The organism is Sinorhizobium sp. Y406 (genome assembly GCF_058732025.1).
Map to the genome: position 1 here is coordinate 480,948 of NZ_CM178975.1, position 19,623 is coordinate 500,570.

Here is a 19,623-nt window from a genome sequence, read left to right on the forward strand (position 1 = left end):
GAACGTCCGAATGCCATCTCACAGACAACCAAATCGAGGAAGGACCGTTGCGGCCGGCACCGACCGCAGATATTGCGCTAGATCGTCCGCCTTGCGGCTGGCGGCGAGCGAGAGGCGGCTGCACCAGGGTGCTCGGGAGGCGGGCAGCAACCCGTAGCGCTCGCGGCGGCGGATCAGCCCCCACTTCCCCGTTCGCGTCAGGAACTCATGCGTGAGCTCGGGACGGTTCTCATCGGCGATGAGCTGGTAAAGGAAGTAAAAGAAGCAGAGAAGGCCGTCCTCGTAGGCGCCTCGCGTCTCCGTCGGCTGGGCGGCGATCGCCCGCTCGACCTCGAGGATGAACAGCGCGAGCGATCGAATGCCGCTTGACGTGACGGAGAGCGCGATATCGCGAAGGGCGCTCGTATCGACGGAAAATCCCTGGCGTTCAAGGTTTTCGGCAACGATCTTCAGATGCGTCCGACGCATCTGCCGCTGGTGTTTGCTCGTGACGCTGCCCCCATGAATGCGATAGGCAATCAGGGCCTCATCGATCATCGCCAAGGGAAAGCGCCCGGCGATGCGCCGGAACAGATCGAAATCTTCGGCATGCGGATAGGCCGGATCGTAGACGAGCATGTCGTCCGGAATTACGCGGCGATTGAAGACCACCGTCGAATGGATGAAGATCGTGAAAAACGCCGAAAGAATGGGCAGGCTCGCTGCCCGATAGATCGGGTCGGGCTTGCCGCGAAGCAGTCGGCTGCCGATCAGCCTGTCGACACCCGTACCGCACATGGCCAAGCCAGGCTCAGCGTCGAACAGCGCCATCTGGCGCGAAAGGCGCATGGAATAGGCGATATCATCGGCATCCATGCGGGCGACGAACTCGCCGGTGGCAAGCCCCAGCCCTTCGTTCAGGGTAGCAATGAGGCCGCGGTTTTCCCGCGAGACAATAGAAATCCGCCGATCGGCCTGTCGATATCGCTCGATGATCTCAAGCGAACGGTCGGTCGATCCGTCATCGATCGCGATGATCTCAAGGTTCTTGTAGTCCTGGCGCAGAAGGCTTTCGAGCGCCAGCGGGAGATAGGCCTCCGCATTGTAAACGGGAAGCAGCACGGAAACCAATGGGGTGAACGTTGCTTGACTCATGTCCATCGCGTGTCCGAAACCTGGAGGGTCCCTCCACGCTCGACCGTTGCGCCTGGGTAGGCCGCGCTTGCGGCATCCGCCCCTGCGATGGCCGGGGCGCTGCCGGCTTGCCGCGCATAAGGGAAATGGCGCTTCAGCGCATTCAGCGGACTTTCGAAGGCGATCCAGGAGATCCAGGCGAGGAGCAAAGTGGCGGTGCCGGCGACTGCCAATCGCCCGGCGCCCTGCTCCGAGACATTGACCGGAATGAAAGCTTGCGCCTTGACGACCAGTGCAAGCGCGATGGCGTGGTAGAGATAGATACCATAGCTGATGCGCCCGAGTGCGGTGACGGGCGGAGCTTGGACCAAACGTCCGACATAGCCGCCAATGCCGCGCGAGCACGCGCCGACGAGCAGCGTCAGCGGCAGAAGCGGGAACACCTCAAGTCCGATCCAGACAAACCATTCGAGCACCGGCGTCGTCGCCACGCTCTTGAGCGGGAACAGGATCAGTGACACGACCAGGAGTGGCTTCCAAGAGCGCTCCGCCCATCGCGGCAGGGCTGCGCCGCCCGCTCGATGGGCCGCCAGCAGCGCACCCGCCGCCAAGGCATCCATCGAGGCAGGCGGCAACAGATCGCGCGCCAGCGTTGGCGTCCCGGTCACGGGCCAATAGAAGCGGAAAGCGAGCGAGCAGAGGACGACACCGACGCAGATCGTCGCGATCGAGCGTCGCGGCGCCACAAGCACGACCAGCGGCCAGACGATATAGAACTGCTCCTCGATGCTCAGGCTCCAGGTGTGGCAGAGAACCCAGGGCGTCCATGCATCCTGATGAGCATACCAGAAGTTCGACAGGTAGAGCGCGTGCCAGCCGAGCACCTTTCCGGAGGTCTCCAGGCCGGTAAGCCACACGGCTCCGAGAACTGCGAAATAGGGCGGAAAGATGCGCAGCGCCCGACGCGCATAGAAGGACTTCAGCGCCGTTGCCGGTTCGAAGCGCTGGTCGTCTCGTGCGTCCAGGAGCAGCCGCGTGATCAGAAACCCGCTCAGCACGAAGAACAGTCTGACGCCGATATGGCCCCAATGGGATCCGTCCGTCGCATAGAAATGCGCGTAAACCACCATCAGGACCGCGACGGCTCGAATTCCGTCGAGCTGCTGGTCGCGCGCAATCCGCATGCACATCCCCTTCGAGTCTGACCTTTTCCGGCTCCCGGCGTCGTCGCCGGCTTTGTCAAGAACGCTACCGGGCGGTGGGCTTGCGTCTCCTTGAATCGACCTCGGGAGTTGATTCAGGCTGCTATAGAGAGCGTTGCGGGCCTGATAAGGCGCAACGCTGAACAGTAAAAAACGGTCGGGGCAAATGTATGGTCGAATCAGGCCAAATTTTGGCTCCCGGTGCAAAGACTTGTCCTGGCCGAGCAAGAGAAATCGCCGGCGTTGTTCTCGGAACAACGAGTAAACGCAACAGTTGCATTTATCGCCACTTCAGATTTATACATTTCTAGTTGTATTAATTTTGGCAATGCGCGATATGACTGCGCCAGGAGTCACCATGCCGCAGGAAATCGGCGCTCAATTCTTGGGCTTAGGGCCAGGACCCTAGAAGGTTGGCGGCGTATTGATCCAGAGCAGGACGGTTTCACCATCGTGCCGGTTCGACCATGCATGGCGGCGACGGCTCGCGAAATAGAGCGAGTCGCCCGGGTTCAGATCGTAGAATTGGTCCCCCTCCAACACGAACTCGACACGGCCGGAGAGAACGTAGACGAATTCCTCGCCCTCATGCCCATAGGCGCCCTCGCTCGATGCACCGGGTGCCAGCACGAAGCGATGACAGTCCATTTGGTTCTGCCCCTCGGCGAGGACCTGGATCGTCACACCGGGGGTGGTCCGCGGCCACGTGCGCCACTCTCCGGCCCTGACGAGCGTCCTGTCGCGCAGTTCATCTTCACCGGCGAGGCTCGAGATTGTGGTCCCGAAATATTCTGCCAGGTTGTGCAGCACCGCGATCGACACGCCTTGCGACGTTCGCTCGAGTGTCGACAGCACGGACGCTGCGATTCCTATATCGCCTGCCACCTCTTCGAGCGTTTTTCCCGCCGCGTGCCTGAGGCTGCGCAATTTGCGGCCGACTTGCAAATCGACATTTCTCTCCTGGGCACCTGCTGAAACGGCCACCTCTTCGCCGGGAGCCTCCGCCTCCAGTGCCTCGCGGATCGCCGCCGGGTTCAGACCGCGCTCGGAGCGAAACCAGGAAATGCGTTTCAAGCGCTGAAGGTCGGCCTCCGTATATTGACGATGGCCTGTCGGCGACCGCTCCGGCACGACGAGGCCTTGCGTTTCCCAGAGCCTCAGCGTCGACGCCGAAACGCCGGCGAGCCTTGCCGCCTCGGCAACTTTGTAGCGGATGTCGTTGTCTCCGTTCATCTTTCCCTCGTGTCGCGTCGCCAGCGGCAATCCCACAGTTGACCCGGGGGCTGCCAAAGCGCCCATCAGGCGCCGTGTTCTCTTTATCAGCAAATTTGATTTGCATTCCCTTTCAAAAGATGTACCACTTCCCGACCGAAGTTGCAGAAAAAATGCAATTTATCTCACAAAGCCAAGGGACGACTGCAATGACCAGCCTGACAGACCGCAAGAATGCCGCCATATCCCGTGGCGTGGGAATGACCACGCAGATCTATGCCGATCGCGCGGAAAATGCCGAGATCTGGGATAAGGAAGGCAATCGTTACATCGATTTCGCCGCCGGCATCGCCGTCGTCAATACGGGCCACCGTCACCCGAAGATCATCGCCGCCGTCAAGGCGCAGCTCGATCGCTTCACCCACACCTGTCATCAGGTCGTGCCCTATGAAAACTACGTGCATCTCGCCGAACGGCTGAACGCGCTGGCCCCCGGTGACTTCGAAAAGAAGACGATCTTCGTCACCACCGGCGCCGAGGCGGTGGAAAATGCCATCAAGATCGCCCGCGCCGCGACCGGACGCCAGGCGATCATCGCCTTTGGCGGCGGCTTTCACGGCCGCACCTTCATGGGCATGGCGCTCACCGGCAAGGTCGTTCCCTATAAGGTCGGCTTCGGTGCGATGCCCGCCGACGTCTTCCACGCCCCCTTCCCGATCGAACTGCACGGCGTCGGCGTCGAGCAATCGCTCGCGGCGCTGAAAAAGCTCTTCGCCGCCGATGTCGATCCGGGCCGCGTTGCCGCGATCATCATCGAGCCGGTCCAGGGCGAAGGGGGGTTCTATCCGGCGCCGACGGCCTTCATGAAGGCGCTTCGCGAAATCTGCGACCAGCATGGTATTCTCCTGATTGCCGATGAAGTCCAGACCGGCTTTGCCCGCACAGGCAAGCTCTTCGCAATGGAGCATCACGACGTCGCGCCGGACCTCATGACCATGGCGAAAAGCCTGGCCGGCGGCTTTCCGCTTGCCGCCGTCACCGGCCGCGCCGAGATCATGGACGCGCCGGGCCCCGGCGGGCTCGGCGGAACCTATGGCGGCAGCCCGATCGGCATCGCCGCAGCCCATGCGGTCCTCGACGTGATCGAGGAGGAAGATCTGTGCGACCGGGCCAACCAGCTCGGCAACCGGCTGAAGCAGCGGCTTGCCGCGATCCGGGAAAAAGTCCCGGAAATCGTCGATATCCGCGGCCCGGGCTTCATGAACGCGGTCGAATTCAACGACACGAATACCAATCAGCCGAGCGCAGACTTCGCCAACAAGGTTCGGCTCAATGCCCTTGCGAAGGGTCTGATCCTGCTCACCTGCGGCGTCCACGGCAATGTCATTCGTTTCCTGGCGCCGATCACGATCCAGGATGAGGTCTTCGCCGAGGCTCTGGATATTCTCGAAGCTTCGATCCTCGAAGCGCGCAGTTGACCTGACGCCGGGCGACCGCTATCGCGGTCGTCCGGCTGGCAAAGCGGCGGCCACTTGCGCTTTCCTTACGGCGCCGCGCGTCTGAAAAGTACGCGGCGCTTTAAGGCGTGGGCCATCGGCTTGCCCGGAAGCAGAACAACAGCGCGCTTGTGGCGGCGGCAGGCACGCGGGAGGATACGTCATGGCCCTGACACCTGCACTTACCAAACACCTCCACGCGTCAGACCTGTTCGCTAGGCTCGACCATCTAGCCTGCCCTTTGGAGCCGTGGACTGGCCCGACCTTCGATGTCCTCAACCCATCGACGGGCGAATTGCTTGCCACTTTGCCGGACATGAGCACCGACGAGGCGCGCGCCGCAATCGACGCGGCCCAGTCGGCGCAGGCGCTCTGGGCGTCCAAGCCAGCCAAGGACAGGAGTGCCCTCCTGCGGCGCTGGCACGATCTGATCGTCGAGCACGCCGATGATCTCGCGTCGATCCTCACCGCCGAAATGGGCAAGCCGCTCGCCGAGGCGAAGGGCGAGGTCCTGCATGCCGCCTCCTATGTCGAATGGTATGCGGAGGAAGCCAAGCGCGTCTATGGCGAAACCTTTCCCGCGCCCGCCAACGACCGCCGCATGCTTGTCATCAAGCAGCCGGTCGGCGTCGTCGGCACCATTACGCCCTGGAACTTCCCGGCCTCGATGGTCGCCCGGAAGATCTCGCCAGCGCTCGCCGCCGGCTGCGCCATTGTCCTGAAGCCGGCGGAACAGACGCCGCTCGTCGCCGGTGCGATGTTCCTGCTCGCCGAGAAGGCGGGCTTCCCCGAAGGCGTCCTCAACCTCGTCTATGCCGCCGAGGGTGCGCCGATCGGCCGCGAGCTCTGCAGCAATCCGAAGGTCCGAAAGATCAGCTTCACCGGCTCGACCGAGGTCGGACGGCTGCTGATGCGGCAGTGTTCCGACCAGATCAAGAAGGTCAGCCTCGAACTCGGAGGCAATGCTCCGTTCATCGTCTTCGACGATGCGGATATCGACGCGGCGGTCGATGGCGCCATCCAGGCGAAGTTCCGCAATGCCGGCCAGACCTGCGTCTCGGCGAACCGCATCTATGTGCAGGCGGCGGTACATGACGCCTTCGCCGAGAAATTCGTCGCACAGGTGCGCGAGCTGACCGTCGGCGACGGTTTTTCCGCCGGCGTCACGATCGGCCCGATGATCGACAGCCACGCGATCGAGAAGATCGAGGCGCATGTCGCCGATGCGCTCGCCAAGGGCGCCGAACTGCGCTGCGGCGGCAAACGGATCGGCACGACGGGAACTTTCTTCAAGCCGACGGTGCTGACCGGCATTTCGCACGACATGCGCGTGGCGGAGGAAGAGACCTTCGGTCCGATCGCCCCGATCATCCGCTTCGAAAGTGCCGAGCAGGTGGTGGCCGAGGCGAACGATACGATCTATGGCCTCGCCGCCTATTTCTACGCGGAGAACCTGAAGCGCGTCTGGCATGTGGCCGAGGCGCTGGAATACGGCATGGTCGGCATCAATACCGGTCGCATGTCCTCCGAGGCCGCCCCCTTCGGCGGCATCAAGCAGTCCGGCATCGGCCGCGAAGGCTCACGCCATGGGCTCGAGGATTATCTCGAGATGAAGTATCTCTGCATGGGCAATATCTGAGCCGGCGATCCTCTCGCACGCCCCCTTGAAATTCTTGCTGCGGCTTGCCAATTGGGGCCGCAAACGATGGAGCGGGATCAGCCAGCTGAATGCCGCCCTCGCAACTTCAAACGCAATTTCCGGAGGTCCGCAACGCGATGAGTGAAGTCGAAATGTCCGTAGAGAAGCACGTCTTCGAAGCCGACGTGGCGAAACTGCTGCACCTGATGGTGCACTCCGTCTACTCCGACAAGAATGTCTTTCTCCGCGAACTGATTTCGAACGCGGCGGACGCCTGCGAGAAGCTGCGCTACGAAGCGATCGTCGCACCCGACCTCCTCGGCAGCGATCCGGCTCCGCGCATCGCATTGACCCTTGACGAGGAGAACGCCCGCCTGATCGTCGAGGACAACGGCATCGGAATGAGCCGCGACGAACTCGTCGAGTCCCTCGGCACCATCGCCCGCTCCGGCACGCGCGCCTTCATGGAGCGCATCGAAGCCGCCCAGAGCAGGGATGGCGCCCAGCTGATCGGCCAATTCGGCGTCGGCTTTTATTCCGCCTTCATGGTCGCCGACAATGTCGACGTCGTCTCCCGCCGCGCCGGCTCGGACAAAGCCTGGCACTGGGCATCGGACGGCAAGGGCAGCTACACGGTTTCCGCCGTCGACCTCGCAGATGCGCCGGCCCGCGGCACGCGGATCACCCTGCACCTGAAGGATGACGCCAAGACCTATACCTCGCGTTGGACGGTGGAGCGCATCGTCAAGGATCAATCGGGTCACGTGCCGGTGCCGATCTCGATCATGGAGAAGCCCGGTGCGGAGCCGGCGCAGGTCGCCGACGGCACGGCGCTCTGGACGAAGCAGAAGAGCGAGATTTCCAAGGAAGACTATACGGACTTCTACCGGGGCGTCGCCGGGCAGTATGACGAGCCGGCGCTGACCGTGCACTTCCGCGCCGAGGGCCGCCACGAATATACAGCGCTTGCCTTCGTGCCGGGCTCGAAGCCCTTCGATCTCTTCGACCCGGACCGCAAGGGCCGCATGAAGCTTTACGTCAAGCGCGTGTTCATCACCGACGAGGCGGATCTGCTGCCGCGCTACCTGCGCTTCGTGCGAGGACTGGTCGACACGGCCGATCTGCCGCTCAATGTCTCGCGTGAAATGATCCAGGAAAGCCCGCTGCTCGCCAATATCCGCAAGGGCCTGACGAACCGGGTGCTGACGAGCATCGAAAAGCTCATCGACAGCGATCCGGACGCCTTCGCCAAGCTGTGGGAAAACTTCGGCAGCGTCATCAAGGAAGGCATCTACGAGGATTTCGAGCGACGAGCCCAACTGCTGGCGCTTTCCCGCTTCCTGACGACCGCTGCCGAGGACAAGCCGCGCGCCTTGAGCGACTATGTCAAGGACATGAAGGACGGCCAGGCGGCAATCTATTACCTGACCGGGGAAAACCTCGCGCAACTGAAGGCATCGCCTCAGCTCGAAGGTTTCCGCGCCCGCGGCATCGAGGTGCTGCTCCTGACCGATCCGGTCGACAGCTTCTGGGTGACGACGGCGCCCGACTTCGACGGCAGACCCTTCAAGTCGATCACGCAGGGCGCGGCCGACCTCGCAGCCGTGGCCAAGGAGAACACAACCGCCGCCTCGCCTGCGGCGAGCCCGTCGGTCACCGATTTCGTGGCTTTCGCCAAGGCGACGCTCGGCGAGGCTGTCTCGGATGTCAGGATCTCCGACCGCCTGACGGAGAGCGCCGTCTGCCTCGTGGCGCCGGAACATGGACCGGACCGCCAGTTGCAGAAGATGCTGCAGGGCGCCGGTCGCATCGACGATACGGCAAAGCCCATTCTCGAAATCAATCCCGGCCATGCCTTGATTGCCGCCCTCGCCGCCGGCCCGTCGGACGACCAGACCTTCCGTGAAGACGCTGTCAAGCTGCTCTTCGATCAGGCACGTGTACTCGACGGCGACAAACCGGAAGATCCGCGCGCCTTCGCCGAGCGGTTGTCGCGCGTGTTCGATCGGGCTTTGAAGCATTGATGCGGAAATGCGGGCGAATTCCGCCCGCACTCAACGATTCATCTCTGCCTGGCTATCGCTCTACAGCGCCGCGCGTCCTCTCGGACGCGCAAAGGTCGCTGTAACTCTTTGAATCTGGCATCGAGCTTTCCGAAAATCGAGTACGATTTTCGGGCCGATCCGCTAGCCGGGCGGCTCTGCTGTCCCGGTATCGGAGCCGAGGTGGGACGCGTATTTGAGCTGGAACTCGCTCGAGAGTATCATGCCCAAGGCCACGCTTTCCCGGGTTATCGTGCCTCCGCTTAGCGTCTTGGCGTAGCTGTCGAGGCCGTCTGGGTCGGCCGCGCGGCCCAGAATCAGGAGATATAGGAAGCTGACGTAGGATCGGTCGGTCAGACCGAAGGTTGCATATCGCCCGTTGAACTCGTCGGATTTCATCAAGGCGATGGTCATGGCCGCGACAGTTGTTTCGCTCTTCTCCAATGCGTCCACCCAGCGCTCCATCTCTTCCGGGTCGCCCTGCCGCCCAAGCACAAGGCAGAAGGCAAAACGCGCCTGTCGGACCGCCAGCGGATCGGACGTCCTGCTTTCCGCCATGTCACAGTCTCTGCGCGGAACCGGTATCGGGCGTTTCCCGCGGATAAGATCCCTGACCGCAATGTAGGCCGGCTTTGGTTCCCCTAGTGTCCAGCCACCATCGCCCTTCGCGACCAGGCGTACCAGGCCCATGTAGGCCTCGAAGCCGGGAGCCCAATAGGTCTCGTCCAGCAGTTCGTAAATATGCGCGGCCTCCACCTTGTACTTTCCCTCAAGCTCCCGGATGCGCATCATCGCCTGTTTCAGTCCGTCGGCTTGCTGCTGTTCGCTGCGCTGGCTTCCATAGGGATTGTTGAACTCGGTGACCCAGATCGGGTGGCCGTAACGTGCGAGTTCCTTGAAGGCCCATTCCGGGTCTTCGCCATACATATGCCAGACGGAAATATCCCATTTGATTCCGTCCTGCCGCATCCGTTCAAAGGCGCCGAGATGTCCCCAACCGGCCGTGCCGATCGCTTTGCGGATCTGTGGATCGACCTCCGTCATGCCGTCCGACAAACCCTTCAGTACCGCACTGACCTTCGCCCAGCGCGGCCCATAGTAGTCCAGGGGTGCCACGCCGCCGGCAGGGCCCCACTCGCAGGGATACTGGCTGCCGTCGTCGCGCTTTTCGCAAGGTTTGATGATGGCATGGTTTTCCATCTCGTTGCCGAGCTCCCAGACGCGGATGTCGTCCTTGAACTGTGAGGCGAGTGTGACGGCGAACGCGCGGGCCTTATTGTAGAGCTCGTCGGCGCTGTCCTTAGCGAGATCGACATTGCTCGGGGTGATCACAGGAAGAATATCTATCCCGCGGGCCTTTCCTTCCTTCACAAGTCGGCCCAAGTCCCGCGCCTTCCCAACATCGGGAATGTTCACGCGGTAGGACTTCATCCCGAGATCCCTGACAATATCGAGCTGCCGTTCAATTCCGACGCCGGGATAGGCGGTGAACGGATGACCGTTGACGCCCCAGAGAATGTCCGCGGAGGCCGGGGCGATCGTAGCCAACAGACACACTGTTCCGACTGCCAGTCGAGCGAACATACTCGTCTCCCTCTCGCTGCGCAGCCTGGAGCATGCCGCCTCTCACCCGGCGCGGCAATTTGCCGGAATTGAGAATCCGACCGCTTTTGCTACCACTTTCGACCCATTGGATAGCTCGTACGGACAGTGACTGCCGGATCATTTTATCGGCATCACTGCGGGGTTCCGCAGCGCAGCCTCTGCCATATCGCCGCCGCTCGACGACCGTAGCGGCGTTGACCAAGCGGGGCATCGTGTACGCTGCGGCACAGCTTGCCGCCCATCTGCGGCAGTTTGCCGAAATGGCCGAACGGGCCGCCCCGCTACCTCTTTCGTTGGTCATTCCTATCCAATTTTCCGCCGGAGCCCGGCACGATCACCGCCTTTGGGTACATGGTTACCATCCGGCACTGCCTATAGAGTGTTTTGCTCCGCGTATTTGGAACCATGGCCCCATGCATATCTCGATCGTCGGTATTTTGATCTGCGTGGGGATATTGCTAATCGGAGCTTATTGCCGGTCCCCCCTGATCATCGGACTGATCGTTTCGCTGGCTTTCGGCGCGACAGCATTTGTGACGCTCGTCGCAATCGGGGGGTCGTCGCCGCTGATCTATACCTTCTTTGCTGCCCTTCTGATAACCGCCGTCATTACCAGACGGCGGTTTCCGCGGGAGATCGGCAACACATTCGGAAAGATTCGACCGCTCTGGGTGCTTTGCGGTCTGATGACATATTCCGTGGTCGGTGCGTGGTTGTTTCCACGCCTTTTCGCGGGACAGACGAGCGTCTTCGTTCAGTCCACGATGCGTCGTGGCATCGTCGAGGCTTCGCTTGCGCCTGTTTCGGGCAACATCACGCAAACCGGATATTTCGTTCTGGGGGGGCTCACCGCCATCGCTCTGTGCGTCCTGCTTCTGAAGGAAGACAGGATGGACGCTGTTCGGCGCAGCTTTCTTCTCTTGTGTGGTTTTCACGCCGGGATGGGGTTGCTCGATTTGATCGGCAAAGTCGCAGGCGCCGGCGATATTCTTTGGCCCATCCGTACCGCCAATTACGCCATGCTTACCGAGGTCATGGAGGGTGGTTTCTGGCGCATCACAGGCGCCAATTCGGAGGCGTCGTCCTTCGCAGGGGTCTCGCTCATCTGCCTTGCCTTCTGTTACGTCTACTGGCGCGAAACCAAATCGCGACTGGCGCAGGGACTGGCCGCGCTGCTGCTCGTCCTCGCCCTCCTCTCCACGTCGTCCACCGCCTATGTGGGATTGACGATTTTGGCCATGCCCGTTGCGCTTTCCATCCTCCGGTCCTTCCTGTCGGACCGCATCGACAGCGACGAGATCCTGATCATCGCGTTGCTTGGTGTTGCTATTGTCACAATCCTGGCAGTCATCCTTTACCACAGTGAATTTTTTGCTCTGTTCGTCCGCCTCATTGATTCCATGGTTCTCAACAAGGCTAGTTCTGCCTCCGGCCAGGAACGGGCCTACTGGAACATCAAGAGTCTGCAAGCCTTCGCGGACACCGGCGGTTTCGGCGTCGGCCTTGGCAGTTCGCGCGCGTCGAGCTGGCCGATCGCGGTGGTTTCGCAACTGGGCCTCGTCGGCGGGGTGATGATGGCCACGCTGCTGATGATCTTGGTGCGGGGCATGGGCCGTCTCAAGCCTTACCTCGATCCCGAGACGAACGCCGTCGTCTCAGGCGTACGGGCTTCCGCTTTGGCGTCTGCCCTCTCTGGCACATTGATTTCCGGGACTGCCGATCCAGGCATGTTCTTCTTTATTGCTTTTGCGGTCATCTCGGTGAGCAAGGTTCATGCGCGCAGGGAGAGAGATGCACGCTTGCGCGTTCCGCAGCTTAGCCGCCCTGCGCCTGCCGCACCCGCCGGGCCAGCCGGCCGCTCATCGCCGAACACGCGCGCAGCCAGCGCGCTTTACCGACCGTGAAACGTTAACGCATCGGCCCGAAAATCGTACCCGATTATCGGAAAGCTCGATGCGCAGATTCAAAGAGTTACAGCGACCTTTGCCCGTCTGAAACCGTCTGAAAAGACGCGCGGCGCTGTAATGTGGCCAACCGCACGGTCAGCCCCCCACGCGTCGAAGGGATTTCCCGTACTTTAACAGAACCTACACCAAACTGACATTTCGCCTTCACGAAACGCGGCTATCGCAGGGTCGTACCGATCATCGGTCTCCCCACAAGAGGACCTGCACGCCCATGTTTCAGTTGAAGGATGTCACTCGCCGGTTCGGCAAGAAAACCGCCGTCAGTTCGGTCAGTTTCGACATCCCCCAAGGCCAAATGGTCGGCATTATCGGTCGTTCCGGTGCGGGCAAGTCGACGCTCTTGCGCATGATCAATCGTCTCGTCGACCTCTCTTCGGGCTCGATCGTATTCGGCGGCGTCGAGGTGTCCTCGCTCAAGGGTGCGGCCCTGCGCAATTGGCAGCGCGATTGCGCGATGATCTTCCAGCAGTTCAACCTCGTGCCGCGCCTCGACGTGCTGACCAACGTGCTGCTCGGCCGGCTCAATCACCGCTCGACGGTATCGAGCATTCTCAACCTGTTCAGCCGCGAAGAACGCATCATGGCGATCGGCGCGCTCGAGCGGCTCGGCATCGAACAGACGGCTCTGCAGCAGGCCGGCACCCTTTCCGGCGGGCAGCAGCAACGCGTGGCGATCGCCCGTGCGCTAATGCAGCAGCCGAGGGTGCTGCTCGCCGACGAGCCGATCGCTTCGCTCGACCCGCTCAATGCCAAGATCGTCATGGACGCGCTGCGCGACATCAGCGAACGGGACGGCATTACCGTCGTCACCAATCTGCACACGCTCGATACGGCGCGGAACTATTGCGAGCGCATCATCGGCATGGCGCAGGGTCGCGTCGTGTTCGACGGGCAACCGAACGATCTGACCGCCGCGGCCGTCGCAGAGATCTATGGCGCAGACACCCCGATCGAGGAGTCGATGACTTCGACCAGCATCAATATTCCCGCGGCGGTTCCGCAGGAACAAACGGCATCGGCCGGCTTCAAGCCGCTGGCACTGGCCGGCACCTGACGCCCGCCAGGATCGAGCGCCCGCGTCAAGGGCACCTCAATAAAACCGATAGTCATCCGGCGCGGCCGGAAAAACGGGAGACGAACCTCATGTTGAAGAAAGCTCTTCTTGGCGCCGTAGCGCTCTTTGCCCTCGTCGGCCATGCCCGGGCCGAAGATCTCAAGGAATTCCGCATCGGCATACTCGGCGGCGAAAACGAAGCGGACCGCCTGCGCAACTTCCAATGCATGATCGACAAGCTGCCGGCGGCAATCGGCGTCGAAAAGGTTTCGCTGTTCCCGGCCGCCGATTATGACGGCGTCATCCAGGGTCTGCTCGGCGGCACGCTAGACTATGCCGAACTCGGCGCGTCCGGCTATGCCAAGATCTACCTGGCCAAGGCCGATGCCGTCGAGCCGATCCTGACGACGGTCCAGACCGACGGCTCGACCGGCTATCACTCGATCATGGTCGCCCGCAAGGATTCCGGCATCACCAAGCTCGAGGACCTCAAGGGCAAGAAGCTCGGCTTCGCCGATCCGGATTCCACCTCGGGCTACCTCGTTCCCCTCGTCACCCTGCCGGAAGCCATCGGCGCGCCGGTGAAGGAATTCTTCGGCGAGACCGGTTTCGGCGGCGGCCATGAGAACCTCGTCCTCGAAGTCGTCAAGGGCAATTTCGATGCCGGCACGACCTGGGGTTCGGGCGTCGGCGAATTCAAGGACGGCTATACTTCGGGCAACCTGCACAAGATGGTCGAGAAGGGCATTCTCGATATGAACGACCTCGTCGAGCTCTGGAAGTCCCCGCTGATCCCGAACGGCCCGATCGTCGTGCGCTCCTCGATGAACGACGACATGAAGGCGAAGTTCAAGCAGTTCATGATGAACCTGCCGAAGACGGACGCCGCCTGCTTCTCCGCCATCCAGGGCGGCGACTTCACCGGTTTTGTCGAAGTCAATAGCGACTTCTACAAGCCGATCATCGACGCTCGCAAGGCGACGATCGGCGGCTGATCGTCAATCCTTCCACGCCGGGCCGGCCGCATCTGCGGCCGGCAGTCGATTATCCAGCCGGCCTTGGGGATCCCGCTCAACGCGGGGCAAGAGGGAGTGCGGGCGGTTTCTTCGCCCAGCCTTCCGCGTCTCAACTTATCCAGAGGCCGGCGTTCGCCGAGAATCCGATGGCCACCTCCATGCTATCCAGCCAGTTAAGCGAAAACGGCGCTCTTGTGGACCGTCACTGGCAAGAGCTCAACGCCCGTCGGCGCCTTTACACCTGGGCCGGCCTTGCAGCGCTTGCGGTGGCGCTCTTTGCCTCACTCTGGTTCGCCAACGGCTCGAATGCCGGCAAGTTCTTCGAACGCCTGCCGCATTTCTTCGATTTCGTTGGCGATCTGATGCCGCGCGACGGAATGGAGGTCGTCCGGGCCATGTTCGATCTGCCGTCGCCCTATGACGACGGCAGCTTCAAATACAACTATCCGGACGGCCGGCTCTATCTGACCGACAGCATCTACATCCCTGAATACTTCCACAAGATGCTCGAGACGGTGAACATCGCCATCTTCTCGACGGTGATCGGGGCCTTCTTCGGCTTCATCCTGTGCTTTCTGGCCGCGCGAAACCTCATGCCCAATCCATGGATCCGCGGCGCGGTGCGCCGGATAATGGAGGTGCTGCGCGCCTTTCCCGAGGTGGTGATCGCCGGCTTTTTCCTGGCAATCCTTTCGCTCGGACCCATTCCCGCCATCGCCGCGGTTTCGATCCATACGATCGGTGCACTCGGCAAGCTGTTCTTCGAGGTGGTCGAGAATGCCGACATGAAGGCGGAGGAGGGTCTGCGTGCCGTCGGCGGCAACTGGATAGAGCGCGTCTGGTTCGGCATCGTGCCGCAGGTTCTCCCGAATTTCATGAGCTACTTTCTGCTGCGCCTCGAGATCAATGTTCGAGCCTCGACGATCATCGGTGCGGTCGGTGGGGGCGGCATCGGCGAAGTCCTGCGTCTGTCGATCGGCCAGGGGCATCAGGCAAAGACACTGGCGATCGTCATCCTGCTCTTCGCGACGATCTGCGCCGTCGATCAGTTTTCCGCATGGTTTCGCCGCCGCCTCGTTGGCGACCAGGCCTTCCAGCTTACGCAATAGGAGCGCGCCATGATTGCCTCGACCAAGCCCGGCGCGCGTGAAATGGAAGCAATTGCGGCCCGTCACCCGCATCTCTTGCGGCCGACTACCCGTTGGAAAGCCATTCTGATCGGTGCCGGCCTGGTACTGTATCTGGTTCTCAGCTGGTGGTTCTTCTCGATCGGCCACGTGCTTGCCAACGCGAACTGGGGTATCGCCGGAACCTATCTCGCCGACTGGGTATCCTACGAGATTCGCCCGGATATCACGATAGCGCGTGACGGTACGATGAGCGTCTCGTATCAGCGCAATTCGCCGCTCGGAAAGAATCCGAACCCGGAATGGGTCTCGCTCGACAAGCAGACGGTGACGCGCAGCGTCGAGACGCCGGCGGCCGTGCCGCAGGCGCCAAAGCCGAAGACAACTTCCTCCTTCAGTTTCATGGCGCCGAACGCGTCGCTTGGCGGAAGCCAGAACGATGCCGAGCAGCCTGTTGAAACGACCCGCACCGAAGAGGTCGTTACACGAGCGGTCATAACCTATGACCGCTCGACGCGAATCGAGGTCGCCGACAGGCTGGTGCGGGCCACCCATGCCGGAGAGACCTTCACCATGGCGGTCGACGGCGCCGACGTAGTGACGCCGCAAGATCCACTACCAGGCTGGGCGAAACAGAAGCGGCCGGGCGAAAAGATCACGCTCTCCTTCGGTCTGACCGGTTGGGCGGAGGTCGAAGGCGGCGAGGTCTCGATCCGCAACCGCTTTTTCGGCTGGGCGAACTTCCTGTTCGACACCGAGTCGCCGTTCTTCGGGAAGCCCTACGGCGAAGTGGTATCACTGATCCTGTCGGGCGACCGGATCGACCCGACGCGCTCCAATCTCGGGCTCGCCTGGGACAACATTCTTTATAATGCCGAATGGCAGCATCTCGACGTCTGGACCAAGCTCCTTCAGACGATCGTCATGGCCTTCGTCGGCACCCTTTTCGCCTCGCTGGTCGCCTTTCCGCTCTGCTTCCTGGCGGCGCGCAACATCACGCCAAACCGCGTCACCAATCAACTCGTCAAACGCTTCTTCGACTTCCAGCGCTCGGTCGACATGTTCATCTGGGCGCTCTTCTTCACCCGCGCCTTCGGACCCGGACCGCTCGCCGGCATCTCGGCGATCTTCTTCACCGACACCGGCACCCTCGGCAAGCTCTACTCCGAGGCCCTCGAAAACATCGACGACAGGCAGCGCGAAGGAGTCAAATCCGTCGGCGCCGCGCCGATTGCGGTGCAGCGCTTCGGGGTACTGCCGCAGGTTCTGCCTGTGTTTGCCAGCCAGGCGCTCTATTTCTGGGAGTCGAACACGCGTTCGGCCACGATCATCGGCGCCGTCGGCGCCGGGGGAATCGGGCTCAAGCTCTGGGAAGCGATGCGCACCAATTCGGATTGGGAAAATGTCGCCTATATGGTGCTTTTGATCTTGATGGTTGTCTTCTTTTTCGACAGCATCTCGAACGCGTGCCGCTCGCGGCTGGTGGGAGGCAAGGTGCACTGATAGGCTTTCGCGCTTTGGCATCAGGATGTTGTCACGCAAATCAGCTAGCTGCGCAACTCACCCCGCGAATAGCTCATTGCCGCAGGTCGCGGCAATTCGATACGGAAAGTGAAGCCCGTGCGTTACGCAATCTACTTCGCGCCGCCGGCCGATGACCGGCTGTCGCTGACGGCAGCCCATTGGCTCGGCCGAGACGCCTTCACCGGTGGCGCCCTGGCATGGCCGGAAGACCCTGTTTTCACGCCCGAGCGGCAGCTTGCCCTGACGGCCGAACCGCGCCGCTACGGTTTCCACGGCACGTTGAAGGCGCCTTTCGCACTCGCGCCGGGCCGCAGCGAGGCCGAGCTGATTGCCGCTTTCGACGAATTTGCCGCCGAGACCGAGTCCTTCGTCGTGCCGGAAATCGCGCTTCACCAGCTCGGGCCTTTTTTCGCCTTGATCGCAAAGGAGGATTGCCCGCCGCTCCGCAACCTGGCTGCACAGGCCGTGCGGCGCTTCGAGCCCTTCAGGGCGCGGCTTTCGGAAGCGGATATCGCGCGGCGGAACCCGGAGAGCTTGACACCGCGCCAGCGGGAATACCTCGCTGCCTGGGGTTACCCATATGTTTTCGAGGAGTTCCAGTTTCATCTCACGCTCACCGGACCGGTGCCGGAGGAGATGCAGGATCTCGTGCGGGAAACGCTCGAAGCCGCTTTCGCCGAATTCATCGGCAGGCCGCTTGCCATCGACACGATTGCGCTTTTTGCCGAGACCAGCCGCGGCACGCCCTTTACCGTTCATTCCCTGCTGCCGCTCGGCAGCGCATCCACACGAAAGATCGCATGACATGAGCAATGAACAGGTTCTGACCAATGCCCGCATCGTCCTGGAAGATCGCATCGTCGACGGTTCGGTGCAGATCCGAGACGGTCGGATTGCCGACATTTCGGAAGGTGCAAGCCGCGCCGGCGAGGATTTCGAGGGCGATTATCTGCTGCCCGGCCTGATCGAGCTCCACACGGACCATCTGGAGGCGCACTATTCGCCGCGGCCGGGCGTGCGATGGCTCAAGATCGCCGCCCTCCAGGCCCATGACGCGCAGGTCGTCACCTCCGGCATTACCACGGTATTCGACTGCCTGCGGCTCGGCACCGACGAGGACAACGGTTTCCCGAAGGGCGAGATGCGCAGCATGGCCGATGCGCTGGCAAAGGCCAAGGACGAGGGGCGCCTCAGAGCCGACCACCTGATCCACCTGCGCTGCGAGGTGTCGACCGCCGATGTTCTCGATCAGTTCGAGGACTTCCAGAACGATCCGCAGGTCAGGCTGGTATCGCTGATGGACCACGCGCCCGGCCAGCGCCAATTCCAGACGATGGATCAATACACGCTCTATTACAAAACCAAGCGCGGACTGTCCGACGAGGCATTTGCCGCCTTCGTCGAGCGCCAGCTGGCGCTCTCCGCCCGCTATGCCACACCCCACCGCACGGCGCTTGCCGAGGCCTGTATACTCCGCGGGATCGCCATCGCCAGTCATGACGACGCGACGACCGATCATGTCGAGGAGTCGATCGGCTATGGCGTCCGCCTGGCGGAGTTTCCGACGAGTTTCGAGGCGGCGGAAGCCTCGCACCGCGCCGGCCTCAGCGTGCTGATGGGCGCGCCGAATGTCGTACGGGGCAAGTCGCATTCGGGCAACATTGCCGCACGAGACCTGGCCGAGTGCGGCGTGCTCGACGTGTTGTCTTCGGATTATGTGCCGTTCAGCCTGATCCATGCGCCCTTCGTGCTCGCCGACGAGATCGAGACGATCGACCTGCCGAAGGCGATCGCCATGGTCACCGCAACGCCGGCGCGTACCGTGGGGCTCGACGACCGCGGCCGGATTGCGATCGGGCTGCGGGCCGACATCGCCCGCGTCCATCGGCGCGAGGGTGTTCCGGTGGTCCGCTCCGTCTGGCGTGAAGGGAGGCGTGTCGCATGATTGGACAAGAAAAAAGTCGCGGGACTCTCATTGCCGTAGTCGGTCCGAGCGGGGCCGGCAAGGACAGCGTCATGGGTTTTGCCGCCAGCCATTTCGCAAATCGGCCGGATATCCTCTTCGTCCGGCGGGTGATCACGCGGCCTTCGGACGCCGGCGGCGAAGTGCATGAAAGCGTCTCTGCCGCGGAGTTCGAGGAGATGCACCGATGCGGCGCATTCGCCGTCTCGTGGCAGGCGCATGGCTTGAGCTATGGCGTTCCGCGGGAGATCGCCGCCAAGGTCGCAAGCGGCATGATCGCGATCGTCAACGGCAGCCGCACGGCCTTGCCGGCCTTCCGCGCCGCATTCGGTGAGATTTCGGTGGTGCTCGTTACGGCGGAGCCGCCGGTTCTCGCCCGGCGCCTCGCAGAGAGGGGACGCGAAAGCGAGGCGGACGTGCTGCGCCGCCTGACGCGCCAGGCGCCCGAAATCATCGCTGGCCCAGACGTGACGGTGATCGACAATAGCGGCCGGCTTGAGGTCGCCGGAAACCGCTTCGTCGCACTTATCGAGCGCTGCTTGTCCGAGATGCATCATCCCGCCTGAGAAATGCGTCGGCCCTCGACGGCGCCGCGCCGTCTCCGACGCTCGCCGCAACAAGTCTGATTTCGAAGCCCCGGACCCAAGCGGTTCCGGGGCTTTT

Annotated in this window: 15 protein-coding genes; 11 read left to right on the forward strand and 4 right to left on the reverse strand. The window is 62.2% G+C overall.

Annotated features, from left to right (window positions below; translation table 11 throughout):
- Positions 1-18: 18 nt before the first annotated feature.
- From AC4P1R_RS19225 to AC4P1R_RS19235, 3 genes are all read right to left on the reverse strand, one after another.
- Entirely contained in the window at positions 19-1,134 is a 1,116-nt protein-coding gene (locus AC4P1R_RS19225; protein WP_151613646.1) for a glycosyltransferase family 2 protein, read from the reverse strand.
- A complete protein-coding gene (locus AC4P1R_RS19230) occupies positions 1,131-2,297 on the reverse strand; it encodes an acyltransferase family protein (protein WP_151613647.1) in 1,167 nt (388 codons plus the stop codon). Before AC4P1R_RS19230 ends, AC4P1R_RS19225 begins: the two co-directional genes overlap by 4 nt.
- Before the next feature lie 423 nt (positions 2,298-2,720).
- Positions 2,721-3,548, reverse strand: a complete 828-nt coding sequence (locus AC4P1R_RS19235) for a MerR family transcriptional regulator (protein ID WP_151613648.1) — start codon at positions 3,546-3,548, stop codon at positions 2,721-2,723.
- Between the two features lie 188 nt (positions 3,549-3,736).
- Here AC4P1R_RS19235 and AC4P1R_RS19240 point away from each other — a divergent pair, with 188 nt between their 5' ends.
- The 3 genes from AC4P1R_RS19240 to htpG all read left to right on the forward strand — a co-directional run bounded on the left by AC4P1R_RS19240 (position 3,737) and on the right by htpG (position 8,686).
- Positions 3,737-5,005, forward strand: a complete 1,269-nt coding sequence (locus tag AC4P1R_RS19240) for a 4-aminobutyrate--2-oxoglutarate transaminase (RefSeq protein WP_151613649.1) — start codon at positions 3,737-3,739, stop codon at positions 5,003-5,005.
- A 181-nt stretch (positions 5,006-5,186) separates the two neighbouring features.
- On the forward strand, positions 5,187-6,662 hold the full coding sequence (locus AC4P1R_RS19245) for an NAD-dependent succinate-semialdehyde dehydrogenase (protein ID WP_151613650.1): 1,476 nt from the start codon (positions 5,187-5,189) through the stop codon (positions 6,660-6,662).
- Positions 6,663-6,799: 137 nt separating this feature from the next.
- Positions 6,800-8,686: a molecular chaperone HtpG gene (gene htpG / locus AC4P1R_RS19250; protein ID WP_151613651.1), complete on the forward strand. Its 1,887-nt coding sequence runs from the start codon at positions 6,800-6,802 to the stop codon at positions 8,684-8,686.
- 162 nt (positions 8,687-8,848) lie between these two features.
- On the opposite strand, the gene AC4P1R_RS19255 is transcribed toward htpG, so the two are convergent.
- Entirely contained in the window at positions 8,849-10,288 is a 1,440-nt protein-coding gene (locus AC4P1R_RS19255; protein WP_151613652.1) for a DUF4214 domain-containing protein, read from the reverse strand.
- 434 nt (positions 10,289-10,722) lie between these two features.
- Between AC4P1R_RS19255 and AC4P1R_RS19260 the strand changes: the two genes are divergently transcribed.
- From AC4P1R_RS19260 to phnN, 8 genes are all read left to right on the forward strand, one after another.
- The gene (locus tag AC4P1R_RS19260; RefSeq protein ID WP_345790254.1) at positions 10,723-12,213 is read left to right on the forward strand and encodes a hypothetical protein; all 1,491 of its coding nucleotides are present in this window, start codon (positions 10,723-10,725) and stop codon (positions 12,211-12,213) included.
- Between the two features lie 274 nt (positions 12,214-12,487).
- Positions 12,488-13,330 carry a phosphonate ABC transporter ATP-binding protein gene (gene phnC / locus AC4P1R_RS19265; RefSeq protein WP_151613653.1) on the forward strand — a complete coding sequence of 281 codons (843 nt, stop codon included), beginning with the start codon at positions 12,488-12,490 and terminating at the stop codon, positions 13,328-13,330.
- 89 nt (positions 13,331-13,419) lie between these two features.
- Positions 13,420-14,325, forward strand: a complete 906-nt coding sequence (phnD, locus tag AC4P1R_RS19270) for a phosphonate ABC transporter substrate-binding protein (protein ID WP_151613654.1) — start codon at positions 13,420-13,422, stop codon at positions 14,323-14,325.
- A 167-nt stretch (positions 14,326-14,492) separates the two neighbouring features.
- The gene (gene phnE / locus AC4P1R_RS19275; RefSeq protein ID WP_151613655.1) at positions 14,493-15,455 is read left to right on the forward strand and encodes a phosphonate ABC transporter, permease protein PhnE; all 963 of its coding nucleotides are present in this window, start codon (positions 14,493-14,495) and stop codon (positions 15,453-15,455) included.
- Between the two features lie 9 nt (positions 15,456-15,464).
- On the forward strand, positions 15,465-16,976 hold the full coding sequence (phnE, locus tag AC4P1R_RS19280) for a phosphonate ABC transporter, permease protein PhnE (protein ID WP_151613656.1): 1,512 nt from the start codon (positions 15,465-15,467) through the stop codon (positions 16,974-16,976).
- Between the two features lie 117 nt (positions 16,977-17,093).
- Positions 17,094-17,801 (forward strand): DUF1045 domain-containing protein, encoded by a 708-nt coding sequence (locus AC4P1R_RS19285; RefSeq protein WP_069456797.1) that lies wholly within the window; start codon positions 17,094-17,096, stop codon positions 17,799-17,801.
- Position 17,802: 1 nt separating this feature from the next.
- Positions 17,803-18,942 carry an alpha-D-ribose 1-methylphosphonate 5-triphosphate diphosphatase gene (locus AC4P1R_RS19290; RefSeq protein ID WP_069456796.1) on the forward strand — a complete coding sequence of 380 codons (1,140 nt, stop codon included), beginning with the start codon at positions 17,803-17,805 and terminating at the stop codon, positions 18,940-18,942.
- A complete protein-coding gene (gene phnN, locus AC4P1R_RS19295; RefSeq protein WP_151613657.1) occupies positions 18,939-19,526 on the forward strand; it encodes a phosphonate metabolism protein/1,5-bisphosphokinase (PRPP-forming) PhnN in 588 nt (195 codons plus the stop codon). Before AC4P1R_RS19290 ends, phnN begins: the two co-directional genes overlap by 4 nt.
- The last annotated feature ends 97 nt before the right edge of the window (positions 19,527-19,623 follow it).

Bases quoted from the DNA above. Each gene is read 5' to 3' on its own strand.
- AC4P1R_RS19225 (WP_151613646.1), bottom strand. From the start codon at position 1,134: ATGAGTCAAGCAACGTTCACCCCATTGGTTTCCGTGCTGCTTCCCGTT.
- AC4P1R_RS19230 (WP_151613647.1), bottom strand. From the start codon at position 2,297: ATGCGGATTGCGCGCGACCAGCAGCTCGACGGAATTCGAGCCGTCGCG.
- AC4P1R_RS19235 (WP_151613648.1), bottom strand. From the start codon at position 3,548: ATGAACGGAGACAACGACATCCGCTACAAAGTTGCCGAGGCGGCAAGG.
- AC4P1R_RS19240 (WP_151613649.1), top strand. From the start codon at position 3,737: ATGACCAGCCTGACAGACCGCAAGAATGCCGCCATATCCCGTGGCGTG.
- AC4P1R_RS19245 (WP_151613650.1), top strand. From the start codon at position 5,187: ATGGCCCTGACACCTGCACTTACCAAACACCTCCACGCGTCAGACCTG.
- htpG (WP_151613651.1), top strand. From the start codon at position 6,800: ATGAGTGAAGTCGAAATGTCCGTAGAGAAGCACGTCTTCGAAGCCGAC.
- AC4P1R_RS19255 (WP_151613652.1), bottom strand. From the start codon at position 10,288: ATGTTCGCTCGACTGGCAGTCGGAACAGTGTGTCTGTTGGCTACGATC.
- AC4P1R_RS19260 (WP_345790254.1), top strand. From the start codon at position 10,723: ATGCATATCTCGATCGTCGGTATTTTGATCTGCGTGGGGATATTGCTA.
- phnC (WP_151613653.1), top strand. From the start codon at position 12,488: ATGTTTCAGTTGAAGGATGTCACTCGCCGGTTCGGCAAGAAAACCGCC.
- phnD (WP_151613654.1), top strand. From the start codon at position 13,420: ATGTTGAAGAAAGCTCTTCTTGGCGCCGTAGCGCTCTTTGCCCTCGTC.
- phnE (WP_151613655.1), top strand. From the start codon at position 14,493: ATGGCCACCTCCATGCTATCCAGCCAGTTAAGCGAAAACGGCGCTCTT.
- phnE (WP_151613656.1), top strand. From the start codon at position 15,465: ATGATTGCCTCGACCAAGCCCGGCGCGCGTGAAATGGAAGCAATTGCG.
- AC4P1R_RS19290 (WP_069456796.1), top strand. From the start codon at position 17,803: ATGAGCAATGAACAGGTTCTGACCAATGCCCGCATCGTCCTGGAAGAT.
- phnN (WP_151613657.1), top strand. From the start codon at position 18,939: ATGATTGGACAAGAAAAAAGTCGCGGGACTCTCATTGCCGTAGTCGGT.